Source organism: Petrocella sp. FN5 (genome assembly GCF_029210395.1).
Classification (GTDB): Bacteria; Bacillota; Clostridia; order Lachnospirales; family Vallitaleaceae; genus Petrocella.
Genome location: NZ_JARGDP010000025.1, coordinates 28,030 through 39,344, shown reverse-complemented (window position 1 = coordinate 39,344; position 11,315 = coordinate 28,030). Strand labels below are relative to the sequence as shown.

The window sequence follows — 11,315 nt, the reverse complement described above, 5'->3', positions numbered from 1 at the left end:
AAATAATCAATGAAAATGATTAGAGTATGATTAAGGCATCAAAACTATATAGTTTAACTTTCATAAATGAGATATAGTTACGAATGCTTCAACGTAATCTATATCTTGTTTATGAACTTAGTGAAACTTAGTTTTGAGGCTTTATTCTATGATTAAGGCATCAAAACTATATAGTTGAACTTTCATAAATAAGATATAGTTACGAATGCTTTAACGTAATCTATATCTTGTTTATGAACTTAGTGAAACTTAGTTTTGAGGCTTTATTCTATGATTAAGGTGTTTTCTCAATCTCGTGAAGATGCAAACTCAGTTTTTTTGCTGTCTCAAGATAAAAATCATAAGTTTCTTGATCATACTTAAGGCGCTTTAAGGTCTCGCAAGGTATTAAAATACCTTCCTCTCGGTATGCAATTCCTTTCTTACTTAAATATACTTCAATCATACGGTCATCGTTACTGTTATGTTTGCGGTTAATCCAACCGTCCTTTTCAAGTCTTTTTAGTAAAGGACTTAAAGTACCTGTTTTTAGGTGGAGTTCTTCACTGATTTCCTTAAATGATAGACGATCATGCTCCCATAATAATACCATGACAATGTATTGTGGGTAAGTTAACTGATATGGTTTTAAAACCTCCTTGTACAATCGCGTCATTGCTCTTGAGGCTTGATATAATTGAAAACATAGATGTTCATTAAGTCCAAATTCTGACAAGGGAATTCCTTCTTTCATCTCAAGGCATATAAACTTATACAATACCATCTGCAGGATTTCTTAGCGATGAATAATCTTGTAGGCCAAGAGCTTAGAAATTCTATGAAAAGTTAAGTAACCAATCGTGCAAGATAGTTTTATTATATAGATATATGGTCCCCTTGTCAATAATGATTCTCATTTGTTGCTGCCTTGAACTATTTTAACTTATCAAGTAGCTCTTCTCTTAATGCTTCATAACCAGGTTTACCTAATAATGCGAATACATTTTTCTTATAGGCTTCAACACCTTCTTGGTCAAATGGGTTTACACCAAGTAAATATCCACTGATTCCACAAGCTTTTTCAAAGAAGTATATCATTTTTCCAAAGTAGAAGGGTGTTAACTCCGGTAAGCTGATGACCACATTGGGCACACCACCGTCAACATGTGCCAATAAGGTTCCTTGGAAAGCTTTCTGGTTTACATAGTTGAAAGTTTCACCCGCTAAGTAATTCAAACCATCTAAATTTCCTTCATCTTCTTTTATTGTAACATCTTCTTGAGGCTTTTCTATGGTAACAACTGTTTCAAAAATATCTCTACGACCATCTTGAATGTATTGACCCATTGAATGTAGATCTGTTGAAAAATGTACGGCTGCAGGGAATATGCCTTTTTGGTCCTTACCTTCAGACTCGCCAAAAAGTTGCTTCCACCACTCTGCAACAAAGAACATAACCGGTTCATAATCCACTAATATTTCAGTGGTTTTCCCCTTATTATATAGTGCGTTGCGAATGGCTGCATACTGATAACAAGGGTTTTCCCAAAGATTCGGATTACCATACTCTTCTCTTCCTGATAAAGCGCCTTCCATTAAGCCATCTATATCGATACCTGCTGCTGCAATCGGTAACAATCCAACTGGTGTGAGTACAGAGTACCTGCCTCCGACATCATCAGGAATAATGAATGTCTCATAACCTTCTGCTGTTGCTAGTTGACGAAGTGCGCCTCTAGACTGATCGGTTGTAGCAAAAATACGATTTTTGGCTTCTTCCTTACCATATTTATCTTCAATAAGACTTTTTAATACTCTAAAAGCTATGGCCGGTTCTGTTGTTGTACCTGATTTACTGATTACATTGATACAGATTTGTTTATTTTTTAAATAATCAACCAGTTGATTTAAGTAAGTACCACTGATATTATGACCGGCAAAAACAATCTGTGGGCCTTTACGATCTTGTTTGTCTTGAAGATTGTAAAATGCATTCGATAAGCCATCAATAACCGCCTTTGCACCTAAATAGGAGCCACCTATACCTATGGCAACCAATACCTCTGCCTTTTCTTGAATGGTTCTGGCTGCTTTTTTAATTCGGTTAAACTCCTCTTTATCATAATCTAAAGGTAAGTCAATCCAACCTAAAAATTCATTACCAAGTCCTGTTTTTTCATGAAGCATATGATGTGCTGCTTCAACCATTTTTTCAAAACCCTTCAATTCGTGATCCTTTACTGAACTTCTTGAATAATCTAATCCTAATTTCATGTTTTGTCCTCCTAAATCTTTTATATCGTTTCATTTGATGGTGTTTATCAGCGTTTTTCATTAATTATAGTTGAACTTTCACATAGAATATCTCGTTACAATTGTGTCCTTGTATTCTAGCTTCTGTATGTGATCCAATGAAACTTAGTCTTGACTCTTTACCATTATATAGAATATATGATCCTATGTAAAGGCTTACATAGGACGCGTGGATGCTACCAAACATTATTGTAAGTCATAACAATCCAAATAATTGCAATGGCCAAAACACAAATAATACCTGCTTTTAAAGTGGGATTAAGTTTTTTCTTTTTTCTATTGTTATTTTGCATAACCATCTGTTTTTCCTTCCATCTAGGGTTAAGGTGTCAAAACTATAATAGAGACGTCAACACGTCTCTATTATAAAGCAATACTATTCATATGTAAATTGTCTGTACCGATCATACCTTCTATTAACCAAAGTGGTTTTGTCCAATAAAGAGAGTTCTTCAATTTTCTCAATTAATGCTTTTTTCATGACCTCTGCTGTTTGATCAAAATGAACCTCTATGCCTTCTTCAGGCTCGTCAATAATTTTTTCAATAACTTTTAGATTAAGCAAATCATTTGCTGTAATTTTCATTTCATCTACGATGAGTGGGGCCTTAGATCCATCTTTATAAAGTATACTAGCAAATCCCTCCGGTGATAATATGGAATAGATGGCGTTCTCAAGCATCCAGACTTCATCAGATACCGCAAGTGCCAATGCGCCACCTGACCCACCTTCTCCAATAATTATGGATATAATAGGTACTTTAAGTGCTGACATCTCATAGAGATTCCTAGCAATTGCTTCACCTTGACCGCGTTCTTCCGCTTCAATGCCACAAAAGGCACCCTGTGTATCTATTAGGCAAATAATCGGGCGGTTAAACTTTTCTGCTTGTTTCATGAGCCTTAGCGCTTTTCTGTAGCCATCCGGAAGAGGGCTTCCAAAATGTCTCGCCATCTTATCTTTAAGTTTTTTACCTTTTTCTTGAGCTATAACGGTAACCTTTATATCACCGAGTTTTGCAAGCCCACCAACGATGGCCTTATCATCTGAGTATAAACGGTCACCATGTAGCTCAATAAAAGAATCAAATATGACATCCAAATATTCCAAAGATGTCGGACGATCTTTTTTTCTAGCTTTTAATACGCGATCCCATGCCTTCATTTTAAGATCCTCCTAACTATGCATTTTAAGAAGACCACTTAGAGTACTTCTCATATCTTCTCGGTGAACGATTTTATCTACAAAACCATGTTCCATTAAGAACTCCGCTGTCTGAAAACCATCAGGCAGCTCTTGCTTAATGGTATCTCTAATGACTCTGGGGCCAGCAAATCCAATTAAGCTTCCCGGTTCTGCCAAAATAATATCGCCTAGCATAGCAAAACTGGCCGTAACACCACCTGTCGTTGGATCAGTTAGTACTGTTATATATAGCAAACCTGCATCTGAATGTCGTTTTATAGCTGCAGATGTTTTGGCCATCTGCATGAGCGATATGATTCCTTCCTGCATTCTAGCACCGCCTGATGCTGTATAGATGATAACCGGTAGCAAGGCCTCCGTCGCCATCTCAACCAATAATGTCACTTTTTCTCCTACAACCGCACCCATGCTACCCATTAAAAATCTTGAATCCATGACGCCTATGGCAACTTCTCTACCTTCAATCTTACCTGTACCTGTCATTATGCCTTCATGAAGTTTTGTTTTGGTTTTTAAGGCCTTAATTTTTTCATCATATCCTTTAAAATTCAGTACATTGACTGTTTTAAGTTCTGTAAACATCTCTAAGAAAGTACCTTCATCAAGAATTGAATCCAGACGACTTTCTGCATCCATTCTAAAGTGTTTTTTACAGCTACCACATACAAAATCGCTGTCCTTTAATGCCTTTTTATAAATCAATTCATGACAGTTCGGACATTTAATCCAAGAACCTGTTGGTACGTTGGCTTCGTTTGTATTCTTTGGATTGGGTGTCAATTGAATATAATGGGTTTTTTTGAATATATTTTTCATAAATGCCACCTATCCTATTTTACAAATTTGTCGCCTTGAATGTTCTCAATAAAACTTGTATTATAATTCCCAGAAATAAAATCCGGTTGATTAATAATTTCCATATGAAAGTCAATGTTGGTATCAATTCCGGACACCACAAATTCGCCAAGGGCGCTGTTCATCTTACGAATGGCATCCTCTCTCGTATCACCATGAACAATGAGCTTTGCCAACATTGAGTCGTACAGTGGCGGTACTGCATAACCATTATAAATGGCCGAATCTATTCTTATACCATGACCACCCGGCATATGCAAATAATCAATGGTTCCCGGTGAAGGCCTAAATCCTTTTGAAGGGTTCTCTGCATTGATTCGGCATTCAATTGAATGTCCCTTTAATACGATATCCTTTTGTTTTAAGTTAAGTGGTTTTCCGCCTGCAATTTCTATTTGCTTTTTAATCAAGTCAATGCCTGTGATCATCTCTGTAATCGGATGCTCTACTTGAATACGTGTGTTCATTTCCATAAAGAAAAATTCACCACTGTCTTCTAGTAAAAATTCAACGGTTCCGGCATTTCTATAGTTGATAGATTTCGCTGCCTTTACAGCAATATCACCCATTGTTTTTCTAAGTTTTGGCGTAATTTTAGATGATGGTGCTTCTTCCACAATCTTCTGATGACGTCTTTGTATAGAGCAATCACGTTCACCAAGATGCACCGTATTACCATAATTATCTGCTAAGATCTGAAATTCAATATGGCTAGGATTAACAATATAACGTTCCATATACATAGCATCATCATCAAAGGATGCCTTTGCTTCCTTTTGTGCCATTATAAAATTTTTCTCAAGTTCGCCTTCATTTAAAATAATGCGCATGCCTTTTCCACCACCACCTGAAGATGCCTTGACAATCATGGGGTAGCCAATATCATTTGCTATTTTTTTAGCTTCTATTATACTTTTGACAATACCATCTGATCCCGGTACAACAGGAATGCCTGCTTCAATCATGGTTTTTCTGGCTCTTGACTTATTGCCCATGGCTTCTATCATTTCTGATGAGGGACCTATGAGTATTATGTTAGAATCTTCACAAGCATGAGCAAAGGTCGGATTTTCCGATAAAAAACCAAAGCCAGGATGTATCGCATTTGCTTTTGTTATAACTGCAGCGCTAATAACCCTTGTTATATCTAGATAACTTTCTCTAGAATTAGCCGGTCCAATGCATATGGCTTCGTCTGCCAATTGTGTATGAAGCGCTTCTTTATCTGCTTCTGAATAAACTGCAACACTTTTTATGCCCATCTCACGACATGCTCTAATGATTCTAACAGCAATCTCACCTCGATTGGCAATCAATATTTTTTCAAACATATAAGCCTCCTATTTTAACCGACAAAGAATTTAAGTTCACATTCCGTAGCAATTTTACCATCTACTGATGCTGTCGCCTTGCCGATGCCGATGGGACCTTTAGATCTAATAATTTCTACTTCTAACTTCAGCACGTCACCCGGTACGACCTTTTGTTTGAATTTCGCTTTATCAATACCTGCAAAATACGCAATCTTACCCTTGTTTTCTTCTTTGGCTAATATAGCTACTGCGCCTGTTTGTGCTAAGGCTTCAATAATCAAGACCCCAGGCATAACCGGTTCTGCCGGAAAATGTCCTTGAAAAAAATACTCATTAAAAGTAACGTTTTTTGTAGCTGTTGCACTTACACCAACCACCAATTCATCCACACGGTCAATCAATAAAAATGGGGCTCTATGAGGAATGATTTCTTGTATTTGCTTAATATCTAACATATTATGCTCCTTATAAGGGTTTTATTTTAAAAAGTTGCTGGCCATATTCAACAGGAGACTCATTTTGAACCATGATGGCAACAATCTCGCCATCGACTTCAGATTCGATCTCATTCATGAGCTTCATGGCCTCAATAATACATACGACATCACCTTTTTTAACACTGTCTCCGACTTTTACATAAGTATTAGCTTCAGGACTTGGTGCATTGTAATATGTTCCTACAATTGGTGAATCAATGGATAAAAAGTTCTCTTCTTCTTTTGATGTAGCCATTACCGTTTTTTCTTCATAATATGTATTGCTAGATGTAACAGCTGATGTCTCTGCTATGTTCATATTATTTTGCATAGGCGGTGTAGGATTAGTTGTTTCACTCATTTGTCTGCCACCAATCTTATCAAATACCAAATGGGTCCCTTCATGATTGATTTCTATATGAGCATATTCTGTTGTCTTCAAGCTTTCAATTAGATTAAATATTTCTTTCGTTTCCATAATACACATAGCCTCCCAAACTTATTTACTTATATTTTTTAAACAGTAAAGTGGCGTTATGACCACCAAAGCCTAATGAATTGGATAAGGCCACATTCACCTTGGTACTTCTTCCAACATTAGGTACATAATCGAGATCACATTCAGGATCATTCGTCTCTTGATTGATTGTCGGATGCAGGTAATCCTCTTGAATAGATTTGATACATACTACAGCTTCTATACCGCCTGCTGCACCTAGTAAATGCCCAGTCATTGATTTCGTTGAGTTAATCGCCACTTTATATGCGTGTTCACCTAGTGAAACTTTGATGGCTTCTGTCTCAAATTTGTCATTATAAGGGGTACTCGTACCATGAGCGTTGATATAATCAACATCTGTTGGTTTAAGTCCTGCTTCGTCAATTGCCAAGGTCATGGCTTTCGCTCCGCCAATGCCTCCAGGCGCTGGAGATGTCATATGATATGCATCGGTTGTTGCACCATATCCTGCAATTTCAGCCAAAATAGTCGCACCACGTTCCAAGGCATGGTCCAAAGCTTCAAGTACAAGTATGCCGGCACCTTCACCCATGACAAAACCATCTCGACCACCATCAAAAGGCCTGGATGCTTTTTTGGGGTCCGGATTAACACTTAATGCCGTTAGTGCACTAAATCCTGCAATGCCCATTGGCGACACACAACTTTCTGTACCCCCGGTTACGGCAACATCCATAATGCCAAACTTGATATTACGAAAGGCTTCACCAATGGAATGTGAACCTGAGGCACATGCTGACACAATACAGTGAGAAGGTCCTTTTAAACCATATTTTATAGCCACATTACCGGCTGCCATATTAACAATGATTTTGGGAATAATAAGTGGCGCTACTCTTTGGGGACCAAACTCCAACAAACGCTTTTCTTCTTCCTCAATCATGCCAAGGCTACCCATACCGGATCCAATAAATGTACCAATACGGTCACAATTATCTTCTGTCACCTTAAGGCCTGACATAGTAAGGGCTTCACCTGCTGCAATAACTGCAAACTGTGAAAATCGTTCCATGCGCTTGGCATCTTTCCTATCTAAGAAGTCTTTCGGGTTATAATCTTTTAACTCAGCCGCTATTTTGACCGGATAGTCGGATGCATCAAATTGGGTAATCATATCCACACCTGAAATACCTTCTTTTAGTGCCGACCAAAATTGGTCCACATTGTTTCCAATTGGCGTGATTGCACCTATACCTGTAACAACAACTCTTCTACTCATTCTTATACTCCTTCTCACATCTTTTTAATCTTGGTTAAAGGGTCAAAACTAAGTTTCACTAAATCCACATACAATATCTAGATTACGTTGATACATTCGTAACAATATATTCTATGTGAAAGTTCAACTATTTAGTTTTGACACCTTAACCAATCTTCTATATATATAATCCACCATTGACACCAATAATCTGTCCTGTTATATAATCCGCTTTATCTGACGCCAAAAATACAACCAAATCTGCAATGTCTTTAGGCTCACCAAGTCTGTTTAAAGGTATATTGGCAATCATTTCTGTTCTTGCTTGCTCAGGCATCTTATCCGTCATTGCTGTCTTAATAAACCCTGGCGCAATCGCATTCACTTTAATACCCCTTGATGCAAATTCTCTTGCCAAAGTTTTTGTTAGACCAATAACACCCGCTTTTGACGCCGAATAATTCACTTGACCCACATTACCCATAACACCAACAATAGATGCAATGTTAATAATCTTACCTTCTTTTTGTTTAAGCATTTTTCTTGCTATATGCTTGCAACAATTGAAAGTTCCTTTTAAGTTGACATTAATGACCGCGTCGAACTCATCTTCGCTCATGCGCATAATCAGGTTATCTCTTGTTATACCTGCATTGTTGACCAAGACATCAATTCTACCAAAAACCTTAAATGCATCTTCCATCATTTTTTCCACGACGCCAAAATCACTGATATCGCCATATAAAAGCTCACATCTGCTTCCAATAGTCTCAACTTGACTTTTCACCTCAAGTGCCGCTGCCTCATCAAAAATATAATTTAAAAGTATATCATGTCCTTCTTTAGCAAGTTCTAAGGCTATTACTTTACCAATACCGGTATTGCCCCCTGTTATAAGTGCTACTTTATAATCTGCCATTATTTAACCTCCATGAATGTTTTTAGTTCTTCTAGTCCATCTAGACCATTAACACTGATTACTTTTTTCTTACGATCGATCTTCTTTATTAAGCCCGCCAAGGTGTTGCCCGGACCGATTTCTATGAAGGTATCTACACCAAGTGCAATCATTTTTTGTACATTGTTTTCCCATAAGACTGGTGACTTCACTTGTGTTATCAACAGATTTTTGATCTGACTTGTATCTGTAACCACTTTACCCGTCACATTACTGAGGTACGGTGTTATATATTTATTGAACATAACGGAATCAAGCCTTGGTCTTAATTTGTCTGCAGCCCCAGCCATTAACTCACTATGAAAAGCTCCACTGACGTTTAAAGGTATGACTTTTATCCTTGCTGCTTCAAACAATGGATAACTTTTGTTTAGAGCATCCTTTTCACCAGCTATCACGATTTGTTTACTGCTGTTGTAATTGGCTATGGTCAAATAACCCTCTACTTGATTAAAGACTTCTAATATGGCCTCCTGATTGGAACCAATGATGGCAGCCATACCTCCATCTGTATCTAGAGCAGCCTCTTGCATGTATTGACCTCTTTTTCTAACAATATCAATAGCTTCATCAAAACTCAGTAACCCACTTGCGACGAGAGCACTATATTCACCTAGACTCAAGCCGGCAAGATAGTCCGCTTTGACACCCATGTCTTCTATGACTTTTAATGTAGCTATGGATACCGATAGCAATGCCACCTGGGTATAGGCTGTATCATTAATTTTTGTGTTTTCAGTGTTGCATAATTCATATAAGTCAAAATCTAATAAGTCATTGGCCTGGTCAAACACTTTCTTACTTTCAACGTAATTGGTAATAATTTCCTGACCCATGCCCACATGTTGAGCACCTTGGCCCGGAAAAATAAAAGCAATTTTACTCATTTTCATTCTCCTTGACACCTTTTTTTATTTAGGTAAAAAGAACCTCTATTTAAAATAAAAGTTCTTTTTACCTTTTTTGTCTATTGTTTAAGCATTTGCCTCAGCATAGTTAAGAACATCTTGAACGGTCTTAATATTAGCCAGTTCTTCATTTGGTATTGCAACACCAAATGCATCTTCAATACTCATTACTAATTCAAAAAGATCCAATGAATCCGCACCTAAGTCATCAATAAATGATGCTGTTGGCACTACCTCTGCTGCATCTACATCTAATTCTTCTACAATGATTTCTACTAACGCTTCTAAAGTCATGTTATTGCCTCCTATAATCTATTATCTTGTTTTTGTTATCAAAACACTTTATTTGAACCCTTAAATCAGGTTAAAGTGACAAAACTATTTAGTTGAACTTTTCATTCTATATATAGTTATGAATGTATCAACGTAATCTATATGTTGAATGAAATATAGGGAAACTTAGTTTTGATACTTTAATCAGGTTAAAGTGACAAAACTATTTAGTTGAACTATTTCATTCTATATATAGTTATGAATGTATCAACGTAATCTATATGTTGAATGAAATATAGGGAAACTTAGTTTTGATACTTTAACCAATCAAGGTATCCATTCATTAAAATTGTATCAAACTACAACCATATGTCAAACCTGCACCAAATCCTGCAATAAGAACTTTTTTACCTATCAGCATATTTTTTTCTGACATTTCAGATAATGCAATAGGTATTGATGCTGCAGATGTATTACCATAAGCTTCCATGTTTACATAAAACTTGTCTATACTTATTTTCATGCGTTTTGCTATTTTAGTCACTATACGTACATTTGCCTGATGGAGAACAAAATAATCTACATCTTCTTGATTGACTTGATTCTTTTCCATCACTTCATAAAGTATCTCAGGTACTTTTTTACAGGCAAACTGAAATACATCTTGTCCGTTCATCATTAGCTTATGCTCATTTTGCTCTTCATAAAAAGGTGTTTTATTACCAACATTCTTTGCATATAGGCATTCATATGCTTCGCCGATTGCATAATTAACAGAATCAATAATACCAACGTCATCTCCGGCTTCTAAAACAACTGCACCTGCACCGTCTCCAAATAATACACAAGTACTTCGATCTTCCCAATCGAGGATTTGAGATAGTTTCTCACTTCCAATGACTAAAGCATTTTTGTATTTACCTGTTTTTATAAACTGATCTGCAACATCTATGCCATAAACAAAGCCTGAACATGCTGCATTCAAATCAAAACTCATAGCTTTAACAGCACCAATTGCTTTTTGAACAAGACACGCCATAGATGGTGTAGCATACTCCCCTGAAAAAGTTGCCACTATAATAAGGTCAACATCTATAGGATCTAATCCTGCCTTTTCCAATGCTCTTAGAGCTGCGAAGCCCGCCATCTCATAAGAAGTTTCACTAACTGCAATATATCTATTTCTTATCCCTGTTCTCGAATAAATCCATTCATCATTCGTATCCATCAATTTAGAAAGATCGTTATTAGATACTTTGAGTTCTGGTACATAATGTCCAATGCCGGATATTTTAGCTATTTTCATGATTGCTCC

Annotated in this window: 11 protein-coding genes and 1 pseudogene; all 12 read right to left on the bottom strand. The window is 36.8% G+C overall.

Annotated features, from left to right (window positions below; translation table 11 throughout):
* Positions 1–274 precede the first annotated feature (274 nt).
* Positions 275–715 carry a MarR family winged helix-turn-helix transcriptional regulator gene (locus P0N36_RS08195; protein WP_275842362.1) on the bottom strand — a complete coding sequence of 147 codons (441 nt, stop codon included), beginning with the start codon at positions 713–715 and terminating at the stop codon, positions 275–277.
* A 197-nt stretch (positions 716–912) separates the two neighbouring features.
* Positions 913–2,253 carry a glucose-6-phosphate isomerase gene (locus P0N36_RS08190; RefSeq protein ID WP_275842361.1) on the bottom strand — a complete coding sequence of 447 codons (1,341 nt, stop codon included), beginning with the start codon at positions 2,251–2,253 and terminating at the stop codon, positions 913–915.
* Positions 2,254–2,468: 215 nt separating this feature from the next.
* Positions 2,469–2,591, bottom strand: a complete 123-nt coding sequence (locus P0N36_RS08185) for a hypothetical protein (protein WP_275842360.1) — start codon at positions 2,589–2,591, stop codon at positions 2,469–2,471.
* A 77-nt stretch (positions 2,592–2,668) separates the two neighbouring features.
* A pseudogene (gene accD / locus P0N36_RS15680) lies at positions 2,669–4,315 on the bottom strand (acetyl-CoA carboxylase, carboxyltransferase subunit beta).
* A 14-nt stretch (positions 4,316–4,329) separates the two neighbouring features.
* On the bottom strand, positions 4,330–5,685 hold the full coding sequence (locus P0N36_RS08170) for an acetyl-CoA carboxylase biotin carboxylase subunit (protein WP_275842357.1): 1,356 nt from the start codon (positions 5,683–5,685) through the stop codon (positions 4,330–4,332).
* A 14-nt stretch (positions 5,686–5,699) separates the two neighbouring features.
* The gene (gene fabZ / locus P0N36_RS08165; protein ID WP_275842356.1) at positions 5,700–6,122 is read right to left on the bottom strand and encodes a 3-hydroxyacyl-ACP dehydratase FabZ; all 423 of its coding nucleotides are present in this window, start codon (positions 6,120–6,122) and stop codon (positions 5,700–5,702) included.
* A gap of 10 nt (positions 6,123–6,132) precedes the next feature.
* Positions 6,133–6,621 carry an acetyl-CoA carboxylase biotin carboxyl carrier protein gene (gene accB / locus P0N36_RS08160; protein ID WP_275842355.1) on the bottom strand — a complete coding sequence of 163 codons (489 nt, stop codon included), beginning with the start codon at positions 6,619–6,621 and terminating at the stop codon, positions 6,133–6,135.
* Between the two features lie 25 nt (positions 6,622–6,646).
* On the bottom strand, positions 6,647–7,882 hold the full coding sequence (gene fabF / locus P0N36_RS08155; RefSeq protein ID WP_275842354.1) for a beta-ketoacyl-ACP synthase II: 1,236 nt from the start codon (positions 7,880–7,882) through the stop codon (positions 6,647–6,649).
* Between the two features lie 157 nt (positions 7,883–8,039).
* Positions 8,040–8,780: a 3-oxoacyl-[acyl-carrier-protein] reductase gene (fabG, locus tag P0N36_RS08150; protein WP_275842353.1), complete on the bottom strand. Its 741-nt coding sequence runs from the start codon at positions 8,778–8,780 to the stop codon at positions 8,040–8,042.
* A complete protein-coding gene (gene fabD, locus P0N36_RS08145) occupies positions 8,780–9,706 on the bottom strand; it encodes an ACP S-malonyltransferase (protein ID WP_275842352.1) in 927 nt (308 codons plus the stop codon). Before fabD ends, fabG begins: the two co-directional genes overlap by 1 nt.
* Before the next feature lie 87 nt (positions 9,707–9,793).
* The gene (acpP, locus tag P0N36_RS08140) at positions 9,794–10,021 is read right to left on the bottom strand and encodes an acyl carrier protein (RefSeq protein ID WP_275842351.1); all 228 of its coding nucleotides are present in this window, start codon (positions 10,019–10,021) and stop codon (positions 9,794–9,796) included.
* A gap of 322 nt (positions 10,022–10,343) precedes the next feature.
* Complete coding sequence (locus P0N36_RS08135; RefSeq protein WP_275842350.1) at positions 10,344–11,306, bottom strand: beta-ketoacyl-ACP synthase III; 963 nt, start codon at positions 11,304–11,306, stop codon at positions 10,344–10,346.
* Positions 11,307–11,315: the final 9 nt, after the last annotated feature.

What these genes read in the sequence shown, in the direction of transcription:
- P0N36_RS08190 (WP_275842361.1), bottom strand. Translation starts at nt 2,253, where the DNA reads ATGAAATTAGGATTAGATTATTCAAGAAGTTCAGTAAAGGATCACGAA.
- P0N36_RS08185 (WP_275842360.1), bottom strand. Translation starts at nt 2,591, where the DNA reads ATGGTTATGCAAAATAACAATAGAAAAAAGAAAAAACTTAATCCCACT.
- P0N36_RS08170 (WP_275842357.1), bottom strand. Translation starts at nt 5,685, where the DNA reads ATGTTTGAAAAAATATTGATTGCCAATCGAGGTGAGATTGCTGTTAGA.
- fabZ (WP_275842356.1), bottom strand. Translation starts at nt 6,122, where the DNA reads ATGTTAGATATTAAGCAAATACAAGAAATCATTCCTCATAGAGCCCCA.
- accB (WP_275842355.1), bottom strand. Translation starts at nt 6,621, where the DNA reads ATGGAAACGAAAGAAATATTTAATCTAATTGAAAGCTTGAAGACAACA.
- fabF (WP_275842354.1), bottom strand. Translation starts at nt 7,882, where the DNA reads ATGAGTAGAAGAGTTGTTGTTACAGGTATAGGTGCAATCACGCCAATT.
- fabG (WP_275842353.1), bottom strand. Translation starts at nt 8,780, where the DNA reads ATGGCAGATTATAAAGTAGCACTTATAACAGGGGGCAATACCGGTATT.
- fabD (WP_275842352.1), bottom strand. Translation starts at nt 9,706, where the DNA reads ATGAGTAAAATTGCTTTTATTTTTCCGGGCCAAGGTGCTCAACATGTG.
- acpP (WP_275842351.1), bottom strand. Translation starts at nt 10,021, where the DNA reads ATGACTTTAGAAGCGTTAGTAGAAATCATTGTAGAAGAATTAGATGTA.
- P0N36_RS08135 (WP_275842350.1), bottom strand. Translation starts at nt 11,306, where the DNA reads ATGAAAATAGCTAAAATATCCGGCATTGGACATTATGTACCAGAACTC.